Source organism: Pseudoalteromonas sp. SCSIO 43210 (assembly GCF_054133285.1).
This window is the reverse complement of sequence record NZ_CP087225.1, coordinates 3,244,516-3,266,890: the sequence shown is the minus strand read 5'-3', so window position 1 is coordinate 3,266,890 and position 22,375 is coordinate 3,244,516. Positions and strand designations below refer to the sequence as shown.

General features: G+C 37.9%; 18 protein-coding genes and 1 pseudogene. 13 read left to right on the top strand and 6 right to left on the bottom strand.

The window, feature by feature from the left end:
* Window positions 1-70: 70 nt before the first annotated feature.
* Window positions 71-1,363 (bottom strand): anti-phage deoxyguanosine triphosphatase, encoded by a 1,293-nt coding sequence (locus LOS73_RS13995; protein WP_033028768.1) that lies wholly within the window; start codon window positions 1,361-1,363, stop codon window positions 71-73.
* 248 nt (window positions 1,364-1,611) lie between these two features.
* Here LOS73_RS13995 and LOS73_RS13990 point away from each other — a divergent pair, with 248 nt between their 5' ends.
* Both LOS73_RS13990 and LOS73_RS13985 read left to right on the top strand, forming a co-directional pair.
* Window positions 1,612-2,418, top strand: coding sequence for a glucosaminidase domain-containing protein (locus tag LOS73_RS13990; RefSeq protein WP_007375460.1), 807 nt, complete (start codon window positions 1,612-1,614; stop codon window positions 2,416-2,418).
* The gene (locus tag LOS73_RS13985) at window positions 2,411-3,079 is read left to right on the top strand and encodes a DUF2987 domain-containing protein (RefSeq protein WP_033028769.1); all 669 of its coding nucleotides are present in this window, start codon (window positions 2,411-2,413) and stop codon (window positions 3,077-3,079) included. The genes LOS73_RS13990 and LOS73_RS13985 overlap by 8 nt, the downstream gene beginning before the upstream one ends.
* A gap of 35 nt (window positions 3,080-3,114) precedes the next feature.
* On the opposite strand, the pseudogene LOS73_RS13980 reads toward LOS73_RS13985, so the two are convergent.
* Together LOS73_RS13980 and LOS73_RS13975 are read right to left on the bottom strand one after the other, a co-directional pair.
* Window positions 3,115-4,443 (bottom strand): annotated as a pseudogene (locus LOS73_RS13980) (IS4 family transposase).
* Between the two features lie 129 nt (window positions 4,444-4,572).
* Window positions 4,573-5,196 carry a glutathione S-transferase gene (locus LOS73_RS13975; RefSeq protein WP_007375221.1) on the bottom strand — a complete coding sequence of 208 codons (624 nt, stop codon included), beginning with the start codon at window positions 5,194-5,196 and terminating at the stop codon, window positions 4,573-4,575.
* Between the two features lie 116 nt (window positions 5,197-5,312).
* Between LOS73_RS13975 and LOS73_RS13970 the strand changes: the two genes are divergently transcribed.
* Window positions 5,313-6,218 carry a LysR family transcriptional regulator gene (locus LOS73_RS13970; RefSeq protein WP_033030582.1) on the top strand — a complete coding sequence of 302 codons (906 nt, stop codon included), beginning with the start codon at window positions 5,313-5,315 and terminating at the stop codon, window positions 6,216-6,218.
* A 59-nt stretch (window positions 6,219-6,277) separates the two neighbouring features.
* On the opposite strand, the gene LOS73_RS13965 is transcribed toward LOS73_RS13970, so the two are convergent.
* Window positions 6,278-7,129 (bottom strand): universal stress protein, encoded by an 852-nt coding sequence (locus LOS73_RS13965; RefSeq protein ID WP_008135486.1) that lies wholly within the window; start codon window positions 7,127-7,129, stop codon window positions 6,278-6,280.
* Window positions 7,130-7,139: 10 nt separating this feature from the next.
* Complete coding sequence (locus tag LOS73_RS13960) at window positions 7,140-8,630, bottom strand: SulP family inorganic anion transporter (RefSeq protein ID WP_457933862.1); 1,491 nt, start codon at window positions 8,628-8,630, stop codon at window positions 7,140-7,142.
* A gap of 430 nt (window positions 8,631-9,060) precedes the next feature.
* Between LOS73_RS13960 and LOS73_RS13955 the strand changes: the two genes are divergently transcribed.
* Genes LOS73_RS13955 through LOS73_RS13945 form a run of 3 tightly spaced genes read left to right on the top strand, consistent with a single transcriptional unit; the run spans window position 9,061 to window position 12,691 of the window.
* Window positions 9,061-11,253 (top strand): LruC domain-containing protein, encoded by a 2,193-nt coding sequence (locus LOS73_RS13955; RefSeq protein ID WP_457933861.1) that lies wholly within the window; start codon window positions 9,061-9,063, stop codon window positions 11,251-11,253.
* On the top strand, window positions 11,253-11,705 hold the full coding sequence (locus LOS73_RS13950) for a hypothetical protein (protein ID WP_008135491.1): 453 nt from the start codon (window positions 11,253-11,255) through the stop codon (window positions 11,703-11,705). Before LOS73_RS13955 ends, LOS73_RS13950 begins: the two co-directional genes overlap by 1 nt.
* A gap of 35 nt (window positions 11,706-11,740) precedes the next feature.
* Entirely contained in the window at window positions 11,741-12,691 is a 951-nt protein-coding gene (locus LOS73_RS13945; RefSeq protein ID WP_457933860.1) for an endonuclease/exonuclease/phosphatase family protein, read from the top strand.
* Window positions 12,692-12,775: 84 nt separating this feature from the next.
* Here LOS73_RS13945 and LOS73_RS13940 read toward each other — a convergent pair whose 3' ends face one another.
* Complete coding sequence (locus LOS73_RS13940) at window positions 12,776-13,696, bottom strand: glycosyltransferase family 2 protein (protein WP_007375213.1); 921 nt, start codon at window positions 13,694-13,696, stop codon at window positions 12,776-12,778.
* A 204-nt stretch (window positions 13,697-13,900) separates the two neighbouring features.
* On the opposite strand from LOS73_RS13940, the gene LOS73_RS13935 reads away from it, so the two are divergent.
* From LOS73_RS13935 to LOS73_RS13905, 7 genes are all read left to right on the top strand, one after another.
* Window positions 13,901-15,052 carry a glycosyltransferase gene (locus tag LOS73_RS13935; RefSeq protein WP_457933859.1) on the top strand — a complete coding sequence of 384 codons (1,152 nt, stop codon included), beginning with the start codon at window positions 13,901-13,903 and terminating at the stop codon, window positions 15,050-15,052.
* Window positions 15,053-15,060: 8 nt separating this feature from the next.
* Window positions 15,061-16,473, top strand: a complete 1,413-nt coding sequence (locus LOS73_RS13930; protein ID WP_457933858.1) for a lipopolysaccharide biosynthesis protein — start codon at window positions 15,061-15,063, stop codon at window positions 16,471-16,473.
* Entirely contained in the window at window positions 16,466-17,821 is a 1,356-nt protein-coding gene (locus LOS73_RS13925; RefSeq protein WP_033030598.1) for an O-antigen ligase family protein, read from the top strand. The genes LOS73_RS13930 and LOS73_RS13925 overlap by 8 nt, the downstream gene beginning before the upstream one ends.
* Before the next feature lies 1 nt (window position 17,822).
* Window positions 17,823-18,527 (top strand): acyltransferase, encoded by a 705-nt coding sequence (locus tag LOS73_RS13920; protein WP_457933857.1) that lies wholly within the window; start codon window positions 17,823-17,825, stop codon window positions 18,525-18,527.
* Window positions 18,528-18,531: 4 nt separating this feature from the next.
* Window positions 18,532-19,668 carry a glycosyltransferase gene (locus tag LOS73_RS13915; RefSeq protein ID WP_007375208.1) on the top strand — a complete coding sequence of 379 codons (1,137 nt, stop codon included), beginning with the start codon at window positions 18,532-18,534 and terminating at the stop codon, window positions 19,666-19,668.
* A 131-nt stretch (window positions 19,669-19,799) separates the two neighbouring features.
* Window positions 19,800-21,293, top strand: a complete 1,494-nt coding sequence (locus tag LOS73_RS13910) for a GumC family protein (protein ID WP_007375207.1) — start codon at window positions 19,800-19,802, stop codon at window positions 21,291-21,293.
* A gap of 1 nt (window position 21,294) precedes the next feature.
* Window positions 21,295-22,371: a glycosyltransferase gene (locus LOS73_RS13905; protein WP_033030602.1), complete on the top strand. Its 1,077-nt coding sequence runs from the start codon at window positions 21,295-21,297 to the stop codon at window positions 22,369-22,371.
* The last annotated feature ends 4 nt before the right edge of the window (window positions 22,372-22,375 follow it).

Here is a 22,375-nt window from a genome sequence, read left to right as displayed (position 1 = left end):
AATTAAATTTACTCGGCCTTTTTAATGTTTGTTAGTAGTTAGCAGTTAGCAGTTAGCAGTTAGCAGTTAGCTATTGCATAGGTGAAAACAATCGTTGATACGTTTTATAAGCGTACTCGTCGGTCATTCCGCTTAAGTAATCGCAAATTATACGCATACCTTGGTTTTGCTTTTGCGCTTCTATGTATTGTGCTTGTGTTGTTTCGGGCAATAAACGCAGCGGATCGCTAGCAAACGCGGTAAATAACTCTATAAGTAAGTTTTGACCTTTAAATTCTATTTGCTGCATTTCGGGGTCGCGTATTAAACGTTGAAACACAAAATGCTTAAGTATTTGCAATACACTGTCGTATTGGGCATCTAATTTAGCGGTATACTTTAAAATAGGGCATTCAAAGTCATCGTTTTGAATATCCAAATGTATATGAATAATAAAGGTATTAACCAGCTCACCTATGGCATCTTTTCGCTCATAATCATTTTTTGAAAACAAGCGCTGGGTCAGCGATTCAAGCATGTCGTTTAGCCAGTCAAAGTTTAGTGCTTTTAAATGGGGCAGAGCATGGGTTTGCCAATCGTCTAATGTGAGTACGTGGGTTGCAATGGCATCTTCTAAGTCGTGTACGGCGTATGCTATATCGTCGGCATGTTCCATTATGGCGCTGTCGAGCGATTTATACGTTGTTTTAGCGCGGTACTTATCAATAGCGCCATGGTTACCTAACAATGTTTTATCGTTTTGACTCAGTGGTTCTACTATCCAATTGAATATGGCTGCATCGTCGTTGTATAACCCTTTGGCAGGTCGCCAATCATCCGCTTTTATAAATGCACGACCGGTTGTGGCATCGGGAATGGTATGCCAAAGCGTATTAATAAACGCGGGGTATTTTATAAAACCTAATAAAGTACGACGAGTTAGGTTCATGCCGTGCCCATTACTGTAGGGCTCAAGTTTTGCAACTATGCGCAGTGTTTGTGCGTTACCTTCAAAACCACCGTGATCGCGCATCATGTAATTTAGCGCTATTTCGCCACCATGGCCAAAAGGTGGATGACCAATATCGTGCGCCAAACACAGTGTTTCGAGCAGTCCAGTTGATGGAAAGTGCGTAAAGTCGCTATGTTGCGCTTTTAAATGGCGCAATATGCCGGTACCAATTTGCGATACTTCTAAAGAGTGGGTAAGGCGAGTGCGGTAAAAGTCGTTTAGGCCAATGCCCATAATTTGAGTTTTAGCTTGCAAACGCCTAAATGCAGCGGCATGAATAATACGCGAACGATCGACCTGCCACGGCGAGCGGTTATCGTTAGGACGATGTTTATATTGCTCTATTATTCGGCTTTGCCATTGTTTATCCATACTGCTTACTCACACATAGTTAATATTATTAAACTTTGCTCAGTATACCCATGCACTTATAAATTGCGAATGAACAAATGCACTACATAGGCTCTGTTTTATCTAAAACCCAAATACACTGCTGAAAATTCAACCGTAAAAGGTCATCAAACCCCAGTTATTCGCGTTTATAAAGTGGCTTAGGTATAATGCGCCTTCGTATGCTTGTGTATAAACCATGCATAGTTGTTGTTTCAAAGAGAGAATACATGTTAAAAACGATTTTTAAGCTTTTACTAACCGTGTTTTTTGTATGGGCGCTTGCATATCCGTTTATACAAAGTGACGATGTTGAATCGGAAGAACAAACGTCAGAACAACCAAAAAAAGTGAAGAAAAAAGAAAAACCATTACATAATGTAAAACTGCCAAAGTTTTCAGAATTTAGTGATGTTAAAGAAAAAAAACATGCATTTTTTAGCTTTATTCGTCCGCACGTTGAAGCCGAAAATAAAAAAATACTACAGCAACGCGCTAAGCTTGAAATAGCACGCATGATGCTTGAGGATAACGAGCCACTGCAATCTAAACAAAGCAAAGATATTGTTAAAATTTTAAAGTCGTACGGCTTACCAACCACGATTGATACGCTAATACTTACACAAGCACTACGTCGTGTTGATATAATTCCTAAAGAATTAGCGCTTATGCAAGCAGCGAATGAATCTGCGTGGGGCACATCGCGTTTTGCACGTATTGGCCTTAACTTTTTTGGTCAGTGGTGTTATTCAAAAGGTTGTGGCATGGTGCCAAGACGCCGTAATACAGGTGCTGTGCATGAAGTGGCTGCGTTTAAGTCGGTAAGAGCGGCTATAAATTCTTACTTTAAAAATATCAACACGCATCCTGCTTATAAAGATTTACGCGCGATTCGCGAAAATTTACGCCTTGAACAAAAGCAGATCAAGGCGACAAAACTAACGCAGGGTTTAATGTCATATTCTGAACGTGGTGAAGCGTACATTGAAGAATTGAACACTATGATCAACCAAAATAGAGCTTACTTTGATGAATAAACGTATTCTAAATTGCGTGAGTGTTATCTCGTTGTTGTTGCTTAGTACGACGGTATTTAACGCCAATGCGAGAGAGTTTGTGATGTCGTACGACGGTTTTTACGATCGCTTAAAGGTAGTTAACAAAGGCGATTTTCAATATGCGCGAGTTAACTTTTATATAAGTGATATAGCAACTAACGAAGCGTGCGCAATAAAAAGCGGTACTATTTTAACCGAAAAAAACGAGTATCCGCTCAACTTTACCGATAAAGCACAGCTACTATTACCGTTCGATAAACAACTTGATAGCGATAAAGCGGTGATTGTTGTTCAGCCACAAAACCCTGAACATGATTGCCAATTAAAGTTACAAATAGAAGCAAATGAACTTGAAGGTTTAGCGCTTTCAAAGCAGTCGTTATATGCCATTAACGAAGAACTTGATGAGCTGTTAACTGATCTGTCGGGCTTTTTTATAAGTAAATTAATGTGGTTTTTATTACCAGAGCAAAAGGGCGTAGCAGTTACATTTAAAAGCCCAATGCAATTTGATGATAAGAGCATAACGTGCGAAAAGTCTGTGTGTTATTTTGCAGTTGAAGATAACTGGGAAGATGATACCGCAGCACTTGGCGATATATCGCAGGTTATTAAAGTAACGCCTTGGATTGTTAAGTAGCCCACATACAAAAGCGGCATTTAGCTTAATGCCAGTCAGTTAAGCTGACTGGCGTTTTTCTTTTTATGGGGATACTTAGACGGTTTTGGCTTAACCCATCGGGGATATCTTCTATCCTCTCGTCTAGCTGGAAGCTTAAATAAGACCAGTGTATTGAGTAAGTGCCGCCAGTGTATTGGAATATTCCCTGGACTCATTATAGATACTGACGAGAAATACTGAATGACAGCCATCGAACTGCTAGAGAAACTAAGCTGGTTAGGCCATATCCCTGTAACTGTCGCCGCCATCGTCATTATTCTTCGTATTAAATTATAGGCGAGTAACACGCCCCATAGCTCCTGACGCACCATGTCTGGACGTTTACTTCTCAAATGATATGCGCTATCAAGCATGGTTTGTTTGATTTCTCTAAACCCAAGTTCTATCTCCCAACGATGACAATATAATTCAACTATTTCATTACCTGGATAACGCAATCTATCCGTCATCGAGGTTAGTATACGGTAGCTTTTACCCTTTATTGTTTTACTGATTAATCTCGCTTTAATCGTTTCAGGAACATCGGGAAAGTTTTTTTGTGCATGCTTTGTTGTTTTCAATTCAATGATATGGTCATTTTTACCCGCGCTGGAGATGATTTCATACTGTAAGTCGGGTCTTGCTGGTATCAGCCAGTGCCTCATTTTTCCAGTTTGGTGCCAACGATTTAACAGGCCTAAAGAATAATATCCTTTATCAAACATAGTCAGTGAATTATCCGGTGTACGTTCAATTAAACGCTCAGCTAATTTCATCTCGTTGGTTTTATAGTTATCAAACTCGCTACTGAGCAGTTGATGGCTGGTCAATTTCATATGACAGACCATGCGTATTTGAGGAAAGGCTGTATCACCGTATTGGTTGCTACCAGAAGAGAAGGCTTTACGATTATCAGGCGTGTCGGCTGTTCGCCAAACAACACCGTCAACAGCTAATAGGTTCAAACCATTCCATGTTTCGAATGACTGTTGCTTATACATTGATTGAGCAGATTTATTGGAAACGTGTTTAACGGAATCATCACCTAACCTTTGTCTCGCCTGTACCATCGCACTTGGAGCAACGAGTTGGTTCTTGCCAGGTAACATGATATCTAGCTTATTAGCGATATTCCAAACCGATTCTTTTCGAAACAATGCCATGCCAATAACTGACCACAAAACGGCCTAAAGCGGTAATCTTCGCTTACGAACGGTTGCAATCCCTGCTTGTTGAAAGCCTTGTTCAATGATTTCAGGGTCAAGAATTTCTGATAATTTTTCAAAGGTATGGTATCGGCTGCTTTCTTCAAGTGTTGCTTGCAGTGCTTGTTCTATATTCACAAAAAAATCCGTAGTTAGTTTCCTATTACGGATTTTGCATGATCGTTTGGATCGGTCAACCGATCATTTTCTTAACTGATCGGCATTAGGCTTAATAGCCTCTTAAAAAATAGTATTAAAAACTTAAAACTAAGCGAGTAAACCCGCTTTTGTTTCAGGCATTGCTATAAAACCATCAAGTTTACGTACATTGTTTAACCATCTTAAAATATTTGGGTATTGTTCAAGTGATACGCCACCCTCTGGTGCGTGCGCTATGTACGAAAAATTGGCAATGTCGGCAATAGTAGGCTGAGTGCCTACTAAGTACTCGCGATTTTGTAAGTACGCATCCATTGTTTTAAATAATGTGTGGGCAATGTTTATCGCGTTTTGATGATCAAGCTCTGCACCAAATACCGAAACTAAACGCGCTGCACACGGTCCTGAAGCCACAAGCCCTGCAGCAACGCTCAACCAGCGCTGAATGTGCGCTTGCACCGTAATATCTTCTGGGTACCAGGTTCTGTTAGCATCAAACTTTTGTGCCAAGTACAGTAAAATAGCGTTTGAATCGTTAATAATGTCATCGTTATGTTTAAGTACCGGTACTTGCCCAAAAATATTCATTTTTAGAAAGTCAGCGTGTTTTTGTGCGCCGTTTTGCAATGCAACATCAACCATATTTACATCAAGCTTTAAAAGCGATGTAAATAATTCTGCACGATGTGAATGACCAGATAAAGTAAAACGGTATAGCGTTAGGTTGCTCATGGGTTGTCCTGTTTTTAATTTTAAATAGTGATTTTTAATAACGCTATTCTTTCACTATTATCCGTTTTGAAAAACCGAGCTAGTAAGGAATTAATGTCAATGCTATATTGACAATCATGGATACTATTATTGGCATTAAAACAATCATAGCGGTTGTTGAAACAGGCTCTTTTACAGCCGCAGGCGACAGACTAGGGCTTTCAAAGGCGCTGGTTAGTAAATACGTGGGCATTGTAGAGCAAGACTTAGGGGTTAGATTATTTAACCGCTCCACGCGCAGAATTTCGATTACCGAAGCGGGGCAAAGTTATTACACAAGCGTAGTACCTGTAATTGAAAGCTACAGTGAAATGCTCGATAACTTATCGGGTCAAACAGCGCTTGCTAGCGGCAAACTTAGGGTGAGTGCGCCGGTGTCGTTTGGTGAATCAAACCTTGCGCCGTTAATGCCTGAATTACTGAGCCGTTATCCTGATTTAAGTATTGATTTAGTGCTTTCAGACAAAACAATTGATTTGCTAGAAGAGGGGGTTGATTTAGCAATTAGAATTGGCAGTGTGTCTGACTCTAATTTAATCGCGAGGCAAATTACCAGTTACCCTTTAATTTTATGTGCGTCGGCAGATTATATAAACCGCTTTGGCGCACCAGCGAGTGTTGATGAGCTTGAACAACACGCCACAGTGATTGATAGTAACTTTAAAATAGGTCGCCATTGGCCACTTGTTTCACCTACTGGTGAGGCATTAACGGCAAACGTAAACTCGCGTGTTTCGGTTAATAATCCGCAAGCAGTAAAAGAGGTGGTTGTAGCGGGTGGCGGTATTGGCTTAATCCCTGAAATAGTGGTGAGAGACGATATTGCATCGGGCAAGCTTGTGCAGGTTATGCAAGGCTATAAAACCTTTGAGTTTGGCTTATTTGCTATTTATCCGCATAGAAAGTTTGTGGCTCAAAAGGTCACGTCGTTTATTCAGTTTTTATTTGAAAAGTTTGAAGCTAGGCCAAAAACAAAAGCCTAAAATCAGTTAAGTGATTTTAGGCTTTTAAGATTGATTTTAAACTTATTTAAAATAGCTACCTACTTTAAAATAACCACAGGCACATCGCTGTTTTCGAGCATTTTAATGGTGTTACTGCCCACAAAAAACTGCCTTAGTTTAGAGTGCCCAAATGCACCCATTACAATTAGTTCTACATTATTTTGCTCTTTATATTGCATTAACGAGTCAAAAATATTGCCCTCTAAAAAGCTTGCCGACACTTCAAAGTCCATACTGATAAGCTTGTGCTGTGCATTAACAAATTTTTCTTCAAGGTCTTTTTCGTTATTTTTAATACTCACTAAATGGCAATGCAAACCATGTAACAAGCCGCCATCAATCACTTGTTGTAGCGCTTTGTCGGCTGTTTCGCGGCCGTCGTACGCAATCATAAATGATTTAGGTTGTTTAAATGTTTCTGGAATAAGCAAAATAGGTTGTGTTGCATTGCGCACTAAGGTTTCTATATGTGAGCCCAGCACCGCAAAGCTATTACTATGTCCAGCACCATTTTGGCCAATAACAATAAGGCGTGTGTCGTCTTTTAAGTCTATAACGGTATCGAGCAAATCACCGTGGCGCTTAATTAATTCAAAATTAGTAATACCTGCCGATTTAGCATGCTCACTTACTGAGTTTAATAATTCGTCAGCCATTTTTAAACTTACTTTGCAGCGTTGTTCGTCAAGCTTGGTCATTTCATCAAGAAGTGTCGAATGCGCACCAAGCCCAATGCTGCCAGAGTAGTCGCCGATATTAGTTTGCTGCGTTTTTTCAATTGTATGCACAAAGCTAATTGGTTTATTTAGCTTTTTTGAAGCCCAAATAGCAGCGTCGGTTACATTTTTAGTAATGGCTGAGCCATCTACATAGGTAATTATTTTAGTCATTGCATTCTCCTTAATGTCCGCCAAGTAGTTTTTCGACTTCTTCAGGGTTGTTATGCACACCAAATTTATCAATTACAGTTTCGGTTGCGCTATTCATACCAATAATATTAACCGTTGCGCCTTCACGCCTAAATTTAATGACCACCTTGTCGAGTGACGATACACCAGTTATATCCCAAAAATGTGCATGGGTTAAATCAATTACGACGTTAGAAACCGCATTTTTAAAATCGAACGATGCAATAAATTGCTCAGCTGAGGCAAAAAATACTTGGCCAACGACTTCATAGGTTATTTTATCGTTGCTTTCATCATGCTTGGTTTTAACCACCATAAAGCGACCAATTTTATTGGCAAAAAACAACGTAGCTAACAACACACCAACTAAAACGCCAATGGCTAGGTTATGCGTGGCAACAACCACAATAACGGTAGAAATCATCACTACGTTTGATGAAAGCGGGTTCTTTTTTAAATCCTTAACAGAGGTCCAAGAGAATGTACCAATCGATACCATAATCATTACGGCAACTAAGGCTGCCATAGGAATTAACTGCAGCCACTCATCTAAAAACACCACCATAATGATTAAAAATGTGCCTGCAATAAAGGTAGAAAGCCTGCCGCGACCACCCGATTTAACGTTAATAATTGATTGCCCAATCATAGCGCAACCCGCCATACCACCAAATAAGCCTGCGCCAATATTAGCAATACCTTGGCCCTTACATTCTTTATTACGATCGCTCGTTGTATCAGTTAAGTCATCAACAATAGTGGCGGTCATCATTGACTCAAGTAAGCCGACAACAGCAAGACCAATTGAATACGGTAATACAATTTGCAGTGTTTCGAGTGTTAGGGGGACATCGGGCCATAAAAATATAGGTAGAGTGTCTGGCAGTTCGCCCATGTCGCCAACGGTTCTTATATCAAGACCTAAAAATATTGAAACCAGTGTAATAACAACAATACACACTAAAGGAGAGGGAAGTATTTTGCCAATAGTTGGAATATATGGGAATAAGTAAATAATACCTAAGCCCGCTGCGGTCATCGCATAAACATGCCAAGTAACATTAGTCAGCTCAGGTAACTGCGCCATAAATATTAAAATCGCCAGCGCGTTTACAAACCCTGTTACAACAGAGCGCGATACAAAGCGCATTAATTCACCGAGCTTTAAAAAGCCTGCAAATATTTGTAGTACACCAGTGAGTAAGGTAGCAACCAGTAAGTATTCCAAACCATGATCTTTAACTAGCGTCACCATTAACAGTGCCATTGCACCGGTGGCTGCCGATATCATGCCAGGACGTCCGCCTACAAAGGCAATAATAACGGCGATACAAAATGAGGCGTATAAACCTACTTTTGGATCAACACCGGCAATAATAGAAAAGGCAATCGCTTCAGGTATTAGGGCAAGCGCCACAACAATACCAGCAAGCACATCGCCACGAACATTAGAGAGCCAATCTCTTTTTACGTGATCAAACATGTAAATAACCTAATGAGTTAGTTTCCCAAAGTATAAGGGAATATTTTATTTAAATAACAGTGATTCTCGCACACCTAAATAAAGCTTACAGATAAAGCGCTGACAAACAAGGAAGATAGATTACCTAAGGGCATTTAAATTTTAAAAAGCACCTATGGTTAGATGAAAAGTTAAGATCTTGGTATTTATAGAGTTCATAAGCTAGCTGGATTATTTGCGATACTAATGATTTTAACACCTCTTATGCTTAGAACTTTTTCCGTCATATCTATTTTATAAACACGGTATTAATTCGCATAATGCAAATTAATAGAGTTGCAACATGCATAGAAATCGCTCTATTTTATTTTTTTATAAAGAATTCAATGTACTAAATTTTGGAATGAAGTCTGCACTGATTTATTTACTTAATAAATAAGGGCAACTAATTATGAAATTAACCCAATTATCCACAGCACTTTTATCACTAGTTCCGTGTGCTGTTTTAAGTCAGCCATTTGATGAATGTCCAAGTCAGGCTTTTTTAATGCAAAACTCAAAAGCACAACTGTATGGAATAGATTTAGTGTCTGCTAAACCTACCGTTTTAACGACAGAGCTGACGTTTGCAAATGAGGCTAATAATGAAAGTGTTAACGCAATAGGCTTTAATTATAAAGATCAATATTTATACGGGTTTAGTAAGCAATTACCAAGTAGTGTTGTGCAAATTGGTGATGATTTTGAAATGAAACGTTTAGATGTTGCTGGTCTTCCTGCAACAAATTTTTACGTTGGTGATATTCAAGTCATTGAAGATGAAGGAACTCAGAGCGCTTCATATTATGTTTATACTCCAAATTTTGGTCTTTATTCTATCAACCTAGATGGTGATTTAGATGCCTCTATTACGGCCACACTTCTACCTGATTCAGATACATGGAAGCTAGGTATATTTGATTTCGCTTTTCACCCAAAGAGTAATTTATTATACGCTGTAGAATCTAATGGTGACTTGCATGAAATAGACATAGCAGCTAATACCGCTCGATTTATTACTCAAGTAGACATTGGTGATGATACTGGGGCTTTTGGAGCTGCATACTTTGATATTAATGGGCAATTTTATTTCAGTAATAACAAAAGCGGTAAAATTCATAAGGTTGATTTAAGCATTAGCCCAGTTGTTGACTATACGCCGGTTGCTAACGTATTTACATCAGGCCCTAAATCAAGCCAAAACGATGGGGCACGTTGTGCCATAGCTGAAGTTAAAGTCACCGATAGCTCAATTGATTTTGGTGATGCACCAGCACCGTATAACACGAGTCTTGAAAAAAGTGGCGCTAGGCATCTGTTTGATCCTAATAGCACTGGCAGTGAGTTAATTTATCTAGGAGATTCTGTTGATGGCGAAAATATAAATACAGAAGCTGATTTAGTCAATTTTCCGATTGATGGATCGGATGATGGGGTTAGTTTTGTAACTGCTATATCTGCAGGTCAAGATAGCCAAATCATAGTTAGGGCATCAGCGACTAGCTTTTTATATGCATGGTTTGATTGGGATCAAAACGGAGCATTTAGTGAAGATGAACGAACGGTCACCAAACTTCAGCTTAATGAGGGTGATAACAGTATTCTTGTCAGTGTTCCTAGTAATACAAAGTCAGGCCAAACATGGGCTCGATTTAGAGTAACTGATGGTACCGAAGCCTCGCTTATCACCGCAACAGGGGGAGTACTTGGCGGCGAAGTTGAAGATTACGAAGTAACTACATTTGCCAGTGCTGTGTATCCAGGTGAGAGTGATTGGGTAACGCTTGCTTACGAAGATAAATGGCCGTTTGCAGGTGATTACGATTTTAATGATGTCGTACTAAATTACAGAACGACTCAGCTAATAGAAGGCAGCAGTGTAGTTGGCTACAAAATAGATGGTCAACTTATAGGTATTGGTGCGACCTATCATAATGGCTTTGCTGTGAGGCTAAAGGAAACGGTAAATGGTAATCCACTCTCAATTTTAAGAAATGAAGTTGATGAGAGTGCTATTTCTTTGGTTATTGATGGGCAATTGCAAAATGGCCGTTATTTAGAAGAAAACCGCGATGAAGCTATTCTAATTTTTATGCAAGATACGTGGGAGTATGTTTCTAAACAGTCCGGTTGCGAATACTTTAGAACAGAAAATAACTGTGATGATAACGTTAAAGTCACATTTAGCATGACCATTCCATTAAAATTACCAAAAGCAATCACAGCCTCTCCAGGTACACTTCTTGACCCCTTTATTTTTGCAACAGATGGTTTTTATCACGGAGACTTTTTGGTAGGAAAAGAATCCAGAAGCTGGGAAGTGCATATCAAAAATCAAACGCCGACTGAAGCGTTTGACTCCTCATTTTATAACTATGTTGGCTCTGATGATGTGAGCGATCAAAGTAAAGGTTTGTATTTCCTTAGTGAAAGTGGCTTACCTTGGGCAATGGAAGTTGGTATGCAATGGCTTCATCCACTTGAGGGTGTTGATATAACTGATGCCTATGGCAGCTTTGCCGAATTTGCAGAGTCATCGGGTGCGCAAAAAACAAAATGGTTTAATAATTACAGTATTAATAATGTTGTAAAAGGGGATCAATAATGAATAACGCTATTATAATTTCAATGTTATCACTAGGTTTAATTGCATGTGGCGGCTCGGGTTCAGAAGAATCAAAAGCTCCTGAGGCAGCGGTATCTCTACCTTTGGAAAGTTCAAATGAACCAGCAGGAATAGCAGCTTTACAAATTGATGAACAATTTAACCTTTCCACTAAATACTCACTTAATCTTGATGTTGATCTTGGACTGGGAGAGGTTAGAGCGTATTTAAATGTGTGCCAAAAGAAAATATCAGCACAGCGGGCAGATTATAATAACTGCGTTTATAGAGGGCCATTGGCCAATAGTATGCTTGAAAAACAGCTTACATTGAGTCGCGAAGATATTGAGTTAATAGCCGAAATTTGGTTTTACGATAGCTCTACTCAGCCACTTTTATATTCATGGAAATATAATTCAGGCGAACAGCAACAGTTATTTATAATGCGATAACCTTTGAAAGTTTTCACTCACGGGGTCAAAAATTTATGTTTAGAGCCTTAGGTATTAATAATCCGCAACGATTTTTTTTGCGGATTATTCTTTTGTTAGCCGCATTGTTATTTATTGCACTTGCGTATAATCCTTTAGAGCATTTTTATGCAGATGTGTTTGTATCTTTGCGCTTACAATTATTGTCAGCTGCGTTAGTGTGTGCGCTGCTATTAATTACCCTCAAACTATTTAAATTAGGAGCCGCATTACTGCTTGTGTGTATTGTAGGGGTTACCCCTGTGTTATTTAATCTATCTAGCTCAACATCCTACAGTGGACCGGTATTATCTGTTAAGCAAATAAACTTAAACTATAGTAATAAATATATAGAAACTCATTTAGCAACGTTGTTGCAAAAAAAATGGGATGTGTTGATTTTACAAGAATTCAGCGACAAAAATCGTAATTTACTGAACCAATTTTTAAGTACAACTGATATGTTTGGCTATGAAGAGATAGAAGGAATTCCCTATGGCATAGTTGTTTTATCACGAATACCTATGGTGTATAAGCATCAAGTTAAATTGGATGCTGATAGATTAGGTTACATTAAATTGAAGTTTTTATTTATAGATCGCATTGTCACGGTTTTTGTAGCTCATCCTCCTTCCCCACGGTCAAGACAACATTGGCAAAATAGAAATACGTTATTAGCAGCACTAAACACGGCAGCACATAATGAAAAGGGCGTTTGGGTAATCGCTGGTGACTTAAATATTGTCCCTTGGTCTCAATACTTTAATTGGGATGATAGTAAAACGTGTTACGGAGAAAGTGAGCGGTATGTGAGCTTTATGCCTTTTGAACGTGGGCGATCTATTTTTACAGGCTTAGCCATAGATCATTGTATAATAAGTGAAGGCATTAATTTGCAAAGATTAACAGTGAGTGACTTTAAAGGCAGTGATCATAGAATGCTTAGTTATGATTTAATTATTGATTAACCTTAAAGGCTCAGGATTTTATGCTGAGCCTTTAAAAGTCGGTTTGCGTAAGCTATTTAATGGGCTTTGGTATATAAAAATTGCTCACGATGGCTTAATCGTCTGTTTTATATCATGTAATAGGTGCTGAAAATTTCGTTTGTGGGGAAATAACATAAAAGCAGCCGCTGTAATACGTAAGGCTTTAAATTTAAGCCCGATTTCCCTGTAGTACTCACCATAACACTCTAACATTCTCGCTTTAGCTTTAAGCTTTGTATCAAATCCAGTATCGTTTTTGCATCGAGAAATGATTACTTTCATTGCATTAAGTCTATTTTTTCTATTTGCTGTGATTGAGCCTGCCCTCATTAAATAGCCCATTGATGTTTGAAGTGAAAATGCAACATCACCAATTCGAGCTAATTTTAACCAACAATCCCAATCACTTGCGCTATTGAGTGAAGTATCAAATTTTCCAACGAAGCTGATAGCTGATTTTTTTACCACCACAGAAGACGTGCCTATCACATTAGCAAATAGGAGTAAGTCCATAGGTGATTTAAGGTTTTGATACCCTGTGCTATTTTTATCTATAAATTTTGAGAACTCCGGCCAATAAGAGAAACAATCAATAATTGGTTCATATTTTTCATTTACATGCATGTAATTAGTAAAACTTAAAACACAGTCACTATTTTGTTTCATATAGTTAATTTGATTGTATAACTTGTCGTCTGTCCAGTAATCATCGGCGTCTAAAAAGGCAATGTAATCGCCTTTAGCCTCAGATATTGCTCTGTTTCTCGCTTTTACAACCCCTGTATTTGGTTGTGCAATGACTCTAATTTCAGGCAGTGTTTTTTGAAGATTTTCTAACCATTCGACACTGCCGTCAGTTGAACCATCATCGACGACGAGTATTTCGTAGCTAATATTCTCTTGTCTAACAATGCTTGATATTGCCTTTGCTAAATAGGGTTTACAGTTGTAATTAGGAATAATAACGCTTACTTCAATGCTCATATTAAGTAACCTTCATTTTCTCAGGTAGTTAGACTACGCAAGATAAGCGCCAACGATTTTAATACGCTTCGGGGCGATTTTTTGTTTAATGGTTTGCATATTGCGATTTATCTTCGCATATTGATTTTTTAATGCTCATTTAAGCCGTTTTTTGCAGGGCATAGTTCTTGCGAAGTAACATTAAGTTTATCTGGAGTTTTTAAAATGAAACATATTGGTATTGTTGTCCCCAGCTTTCACATTCCATCAGAAACGTTTGTCGTTACTGAAATCAATGCTTTAGTTAAAGCAGGACATAAAGTAAGTGTGCTGACGTTCGAAAACTTGAATGAGTGCATCAATTTAGATAATAGCGTTCGTATTATTGTAATAAAAAAATCGACTCAGTCTGCTATTAGTTTTGCATTACAACACCCTGTTATGGCACTTAAAAGTAGCATATTGGCCAGTAAATTTAGCGCTATCTCTCTTGTATCGCTAATGGGTTATGGACTGAATATTGCTGAGATAATTCATTCTCGTAAAATCTCTCATATCCATTGCCATTTCATGCATGCCCCGCTCACATATTCAATAGTTGCCAGCAAAATTGCAGGTGTTAGCGTGTCCTCAATAGGGCACGGTCACGATGTTTACGTGAACGATTCTGATTTAAAACTTAAATTATCACTGTGTGCTTTCTCAGTTGCGGTATGTAAAGACATGCAGATAAAGCTAAATAATTACAGCGCAGGTAAGGTTCAATTACTGCACTGTGGTATCGATTTAAGTATGTTTAACGCCAAACCAAGTCGTCTAAATGAGTCAGTAAAGCTCTTATTTGTAGGGCGATTAGTTGAAAAAAAAGGTCTGCAATTTCTATTACCAGCAATAAAAAAGTTAAATAAAAAATACTCTATTTCGCTAGATATTGTAGGGGAAGGGCCTTTATTAAATGATCTAATTTATTTATGTGAAGAACTTAATATTGTTAATGAAGTTAAGTTTTTAGGTGCAAAAAGCCCCACATGGCTAGCAAAAAACACCAGTGATTACTCTGCCTTAGTGGCTCCTTTTTGTGTGTCTAGTAATGGTGACCGTGATACCGGTCCTGTGGTTTTAAAAGAGGCGATGGCCAGTGGCATTCCTGTAATAACGACAGAACTGATGGGAGCAAAAGAAATTGTTAATGACTCCGTTGGGTTTAAATGTGAGCCTTCTAGTATTGGCGGTCTCGAAAGAATTTTAACTGAATTTTGTGATCTTAGCCCGTATGAAAGATACGAAAAAGGACTAAATGCTAAAAAATTAGTGACTAAAAAGTTTGATGCAAATTCGCAAGCTAAAAAGCTATCTAACTGGATTCAAACTGTGTAGGTGAAACTATGAATGGAATTAAGCAAATTGCATATTTTGGTTTATCTACCTTATCACTTAAAGTGCTGGGGTTTGCTTTATTACCTATTTCTACACGTATTTTGAGTCAAACTGAGTTTGGTGAGCTAACTTTTTTAGTGTCAATATCAGCGGTTATGTCGTTACTTTTATGTTTAGGCTTACCGGAATTACTTTTTAAGCAACAAATAAACAACCCTCAAAAAAAGCGAGCATTATTTAGAGATGCATTTATTTTATGTGGTTTTTTCAGCAGTATCTTTGTGTGTGTATGTGTTTACTTTGTAGAGCCGTTTAGCGCGTTACTGCCTGTTTCATTAACTTTGATAGATATAAAACTGTTGGCTGTTAATTTAGCACTATCATCGCTGCTTTCAATTTTATTTTGTTACTTTAGATACTACGAGATGGCTAAGCAGTTTTGTATTTTAGCTATACTACAGGGCATTGTTCAAACTGTGTGTACGCTTGTATTGCTTTATTTAGGCTATGGGGTAACCGGTGTGATGGTGTCGGGTGTTGTATCGAGTGCTTGTGTATTATTTATAGCATTATCAGTTGTTTTTCAGCAGATTAGCATCGGCTTTAAATATATTCCTTGGAATATTAGCTATAAAAATAGTCTGTTCTTATTAAGCATTATTATCTCTTCATTGTTTGTATACGCAAATAACGGTGCTGAAAACTGGTTTATTGTAGCAAGTGTAGGTAAAGAAAAACTAGCTCAATACTACGTTGCAGTGCAGTTTGCATTAATGGCGTCGTTTACTTTTGAACCGATTAGAATGTGGTGGTTTTCTCGTCGTTTTAATGAGTTAGCACAAGATCGTACTCGTTATGTGTTTTTATGCGAACTTAGTTTGGATATTGGCATATTACTTTGTGCGTTTATGACGATAGTGGCGCCTCATCTTTTAGCCGTAGTATTACCCAATAGCTATCAATTAAATATATGGCTGTTACCGAGTTTAATTGTGATTGTGGTACTAAGACACCATAGTGATTTATTAAATATTGGTTGTTATACCAAATTCAACGGTTTTTTTGTCACTGTAGTGAATGTTATTAGTGCTTTAACAGCACTGATACTGCTTTTCTTTTTGGTGTCTGAATTAGCTGTACTGGGTGCTGTTATTGCTTTAATGGCAGCCCAGTTATTAAAAGCAATACTTTTTTTTGTTATAAGTCAAAAGCTTGAATATTTATCGTTTAGTGTAAAAAACCTTGTGCCGAGCTGGGGATGTTTTTTAGTCATTTATATGATGAGTGCTTTTGACTTTCCACAATATGTAATCTGCCAACTCATCACATTTATCTGTTTTTTAATGATCCTTTGTCATAAATATAATCAAATAATTAGCAATGTCATTCATCACATATTGAAGGGCAGAGTGCATGATTAATTGGTATAAAAAACATTGTTTAATTATAAATGGGTTGCTTATTACAGCGCTAACGCTTGTGCTGTATATTTTATTTGGTCCTATTGCTGCATTTGCATTATTACTGCTGCCATTTGCAGGATACTTAGCGGTTAAGATAAGTACTGTATTTATTATTTTTTTTATTCTATTTAGTTATTTTAGATTACACGAAGCCTTTGTTTTTTTAATGCCCCTCAAAATACCTAAAATGTTGGCGCTCGCCTCGCTGTTAGGAATTACATGGCATTTGTTTATTTCAAAAACCTTAAAGCCACATTGGAGCTCAACACATCTGATTTTTGTTATTTGGTTTGCTTGGCTTACGGTGTGTGTGTTTAGTGCAACAAACAAAGGGCTGGCAATAGAGTATTGGATAGGGGTACTGGTTAAGGTATTTATTATGGTGTTTGCTATCAGCTGGTGGCTAACACGGTTCTCTCATTTTAGTTTTGTTCGCATGGGGATCATGATCTCTGGTGTTGCTGTTGCATTGGTTGCTTTAAACAACAAAATTAATGGCATTGGTCTAATTGAAGGTACTCGGGTGACTATTTCTCGTGAGTATCGCTCACAACTGGGTGATCCAAACGATTTATCTTTAGTGTTAATGTTTCCGGTTTCTTTTTTAGCCGCTGAGTTATTCAATTCACAAGTTAATAAATACCGTCGAATATTTGCAGGAATCGGTTTAATTTTTACTATTTCTGGTGTTATTGCTACGCAAAGTCGTGGTGGGGTACTCGGAATTGCGGCTATCTTAAGCTTCTTTTTATATCAAAAAGTAAAAAATCCTGTCGTTGTTGCAATGTGTGCAGGTGTTGCGATGTTAGCTATGATGGTTTTTGCTGGTATAAGCGACAGGCAAAGCGGTGGAGCTGCAGAAGATGGGGTTGATGAATCTGCAATGGGTCGAATATACGCGTGGCAAGCGGCAATTAATATGGCGCTGTCGAACCCCTTAACAGGCGTTGGTGTAGATAACTTTTTTGTAAATTATTACTTTTACAGTCCTCATTGGGATGGCAAGAATCATGCAGTACATAGCACCTGGTTTCAGGTTTTAGGTGAAACAGGTTTTGTTGGAATATGTATATTTCTGGTTTTAATTGCCAGTATTTACCGAAGTCTTTCGAGAGTTTATTGCATTAATAAACTTAACTACAACCACCAAGTTGTTGTTAATGCTAATGCATTAAAGGCTGGCATTATTGGGTTTATGGTTGCTGGTACATTCCTAACACAAGCATTTACTTGGCCTTTATATATTATTCTGGCACTAACAATTGCGCTAGAAAAGCTCACAATACAAAGCAATAAGGAATCGTAGTATGTTAATACATTTTAAATACTGGCTTAAGAATAGCCCTCATCCTGTTGCGAAATCGCTGTTTTATTTTGCAACTTATCTTCGCAATCCACAAATGGTGGTTATTCCGTTATTTCACTCTGGATTCTATTACCTACATCAATTTTTAAAAACATTTTCCCATGAATTACTAAGAATACTTTATTACACCCCACTGTTTAAAAGTCAGATAAAAGGGAGTAAAAAACAGTTGTTTCTTTACTCAGGTATGCCACAAGTTTTGGGGGAGCTTAAAATTGAGTGCAGCGATAACGTACGGATGTCGGGTATCACAACTTTTTGTGGGCGGATGGGTAGCGTTACCACGCCAACTTTAGTTATTGGTAATAATGTAGATATAGGTTGGCAGAATGCATTTTCGGTAGGTCGAAATATTACGTTAGAAGATGATGTGCGGCTCGCGGGACGTATTTTTTTAGCCGGTTTTCCTGGCCATCCAGTTGATTGTGAACGAAGAGCACTTGGGGAGAGTGATGATGAGTCTCAAATTGGCGACATTACTATTAAACGTGGTGCGTGGCTTGGTACTGGAGTGACTGTTCTTGCTGGCGTTACTATAGGCGAGGGGGCAATTATAGGCGCAGGAAGCGTTGTTACGAAAAGTATTCCGCCTTTTACTATTGCAGCAGGTAATCCGGCTAAAGTGGTCAAACACATCAAGGAATAATAATATGAAATTTATCGTTTTTGGCGAAGATTGGGCAAGTCACCCGAGTAGTACGCAACATTTATTTTCTCAATTGGCTAAAAATCATGAAATACATTGGGTTAACTCAATAGGTATGCGAAAACCTCGCTTTAAATTACACGATATAAAACGAGTTTGGGGAAAGTTTAAGCAGCTTTTTAGTAAACCTGAAAATACGGCAATTAAAACACCTTCGACGATGCAAGTTTACCGATTACCAGTCTTGCCATGGCACGATAATCGCTTTGTGAGGCGTTATAATAGGTGGGTTTTTTCTTTTTATTTTAAAGATATTCAAAGTAATGGCCCGTTAACGTATTGGTTAAGTGTGCCTACCGCAGAATACTTTTTCACTAAAAAAGCACAAGACACCCTTATTTACTACTGTGGTGACGATTTTAATGCATTGGCAGGTGTCGATCCTAATTTAGTGTCATCCTTTGAGAAAAATTTAATTAAGAAAGCCGACCTAATTTATGTTGTGAGTGATTTTTTAAACAATAAAATGCCGGCTCATAAAACAAAGCTACTTCCCCATGGTGTGAGTTATGATTTATTTACGTCTGATGTAAAGAGAGCCCCAGAAATAGATGTTTTAAATGGACCAGTAATTGGGTTTTATGGAAGTATTAATCAGTGGTTAGATATCAGTTTATTAACAGCGCTTGTTGCGGAGCGACCAAATTATCAACTGCTTTTGGTCGGAGATATTGTTGCTTGCACATCTGAGCTAATGCAGTTTAAAAACGTTACACATGTGCCAGCTGTTGATCACGAGCGTTTAGTGGAGTTTTCGGCACATTGGGATGTGTCTATTTTACCATTTGTAGATAATGAGCAAATTAGAGCATGTGATCCATTAAAGTTAAAAGAGTATTTAGCCGCAGGAAGCCCGATTGTTGCCACGGACTTTCCAGCCGTAACACGTTATAAGTCGAATATTTACATAGCAAAAAATCAATTCGATTTTATAAATAAAATAGATCAGGCAATTGCCTTAGATAAAGAACAGTTAAGCTCTCTTAAGTCAGCGCAACAGGACATCGCTAAAGATCATAGTTGGGAGTCAAAAGCATTGCTCGTTCAACATGATATTTTAATGTTAAATAAAGCGCCTTAGGCAGTAAACGATAATCTTGGCGCAGCCTGTGCAACTACCTTATTAAAGTACGCTATTTGCAGCTTAAATTTTTATTATGCAAATAGCAGCTAAATTTCGCATAGCAATATGCAAATGTATAGGTAGGGTTTATGTTAGTAAGAGAGCAAATAAAAAGGTTACTTTATTTAACCTTGTATAGTGTTTATACAAGGGCAAAGCTATTCATTTTACCACTTTTGATTGTTCCTTCAGTCGTGATTATCTTGGCTGTGACTGCGCAAAAGCAATACACAAACCATGCAACTATTTTAATTGAAGAGTCTTCGTTACTTAATCCATACCTAGATGATTTATCTTTTTCTTTCGATTTATCAAATCGAATGGCGGCACTTAGAACACTTGTAATTAGCCGAAAAGTACTAATAGCTGTTGCAAAAGAAACAGGCTTGATTTCTGAAACGGCTACCTCAGCTGAGATAGAAAAAATCCACCAAGAGCTTTCTCAAGCACTTTCTTTATCACTTGTTGGCGATGAACTTGTTCGTGTGAACTTCATATGGCATGACCAGACAAAAATGAAGATGGTGTTGGAGAAAGTGGTTGAAAAATTTATTGAAAGTTTATTAGCCCCAACAAGAGCATCACTTGATACATCGGAACAGTTTTTTTATCAGCAACTAGTCAGTCTTCGGGATGAGCTTGAGGTATCGGAAGAATCACTGGCTATGTTCAAAGCTAAAAATAGCAATACTTTGCCTGCCGTTTTACACAGTAACCGACAAACATTCGATAAGTTATTGAGTGACCAACAGCAAAAATCTATCGTTTTATCGGGTGCGCAAGCCAAGCTTAAAGCGTTGACAACAAAAATGGGACAAGCCAATCCAATCCTAGGGCGTATTGAAGAAAAAATTATTGCAGTAGAGTCTGAACTTAGCTTTTTAAAAACACGTTATACAGAAAAGCACAGTAAGGTAATTTCAAAAAAAAGAGAGATGCAAAGTATAAGAAATCGTCAACAGTCATTAATTGAAAGTAGCAAGGAGCTTGACCTTACTAACCTTGATCAGCTTTGGCAGATGGCCAATACCTTACCCAGTGGCGGGGATAACGAAAGCAGTGTACTTGTCTCTCAAATTCTTAATTTAGAAGAAGCAAAAAACTCAGTTACTCAGCACCAGCAAGAATACAGCATGCTCGAACAGCAAGTTAATACAGTAAGCGAAAGACTTTTAGTGACAAGTGATATTGAAAAGCAATTAAGAAAATTAGAACGTGATTACGATGTTAAGCAATCATTATATAAAGATATGTTAAGCCGTTACGAAATGGCGAAGGTAACAGGAAAGTTAGTTAAATATGAAGGCCCAGATAAAGTAAAAAACATCGAGCGTGCATATAGTCCGACACAACCTATCAACACATCTTTTGCCGTATCAATTATTGTAGGCATCATTTTAGGTATCTTTACAAGTAGCACAATAGTGTTTGTTGCGACTTTATTCGATAGCCACCTTAAGGATATTCAAACCATAGAGAAGCTCTCAGCTCTTGAGGTCGTGACTATTTTACCCATTGTTAGAAATACACCTGTGGATTTGGTTTTCAATTCATCAGTGAACTCTATTGATCAGAGGAAATAACATGAATGTATTACATTTGGTTCAACATTTCAAAATAGGTGGCCTTGAGAAAATGGCCGCGACACTAATGCAAAAAAGTCAATTTTCTGATACGAGTGTTTTTGTTTCACTCGAGGGAAGTTTTAGTGAAGCAGTTAGAGACTGGCCGCAGCTAGCTGCGTTTGAGCACAGATTAATTTGCCTAAATAAGGCTGAAAAATTTGATCTAAATACAGTTCGAAAACTGTCAGCTCTTTTAAAAAAACACAATATAGATGTCATCCATAGCCATCATATAGGGCCAATGCTTTATGCAAGTATTGTAAGTTTAAAAAATCGCCAGATAAAGCACGTTTCGACTATCCATGACGCGTGGTATTTAAAAAGTTTTAAGCAACGTTTAATAACTAAATTATTAAATAAGCTAACAAAAATACACTGGGTTGCGGATGCACAAGTTGTGGCGAAAGATTTCTATACCGAAACAGCAATTAGAACCGATAGAACAATCCTAAATGGAGTCGATTTTAAACAGTTTTTTAGTACCAATGAGTTGGACGCTCGGCATGAATTAAATTTACCTAAAAAGGTGAGTTTGATTGGTTGTTCTGCTCGTTTAGAGCTAGGGAAAGGGCATTTTCCGCTTATAAGGGTTTTATCTTCATTGCCAGCAAACATCGAATTAGTGTTTGCTGGCAATGGTAGCTTACGCAGAAAACTTGTTGATTATGCTAGCTCATTGGGTGTTTCAGATCGAGTACATTTTTTAGGCAATGTACAAAGCATGCAATTATTTTACTCTGCAATCAATGTAATGTGTCTTTACTCGCAAAGAGAGGGGTTACCGCTATCAATTTTGGAATCTATGGCGTGTGGTAAAGCTATTGTTGCAACTGATGTTGGGGGGATCAGCGAAGTATTAACCCATAAGCAAGGTGTATTGGTTAAACCAGGCGATGAAATGGGGCTTAAACTTGCGGTTATTAAAGCGATTAATATGAAACAGGGAGAATGTATAAGGGAGCATATTTTTTCAATCGCTGATGCTAATAAAATGAGTGAAGAGTACGACCGTTTTTATAATGGATTACCATCGTAAGGGG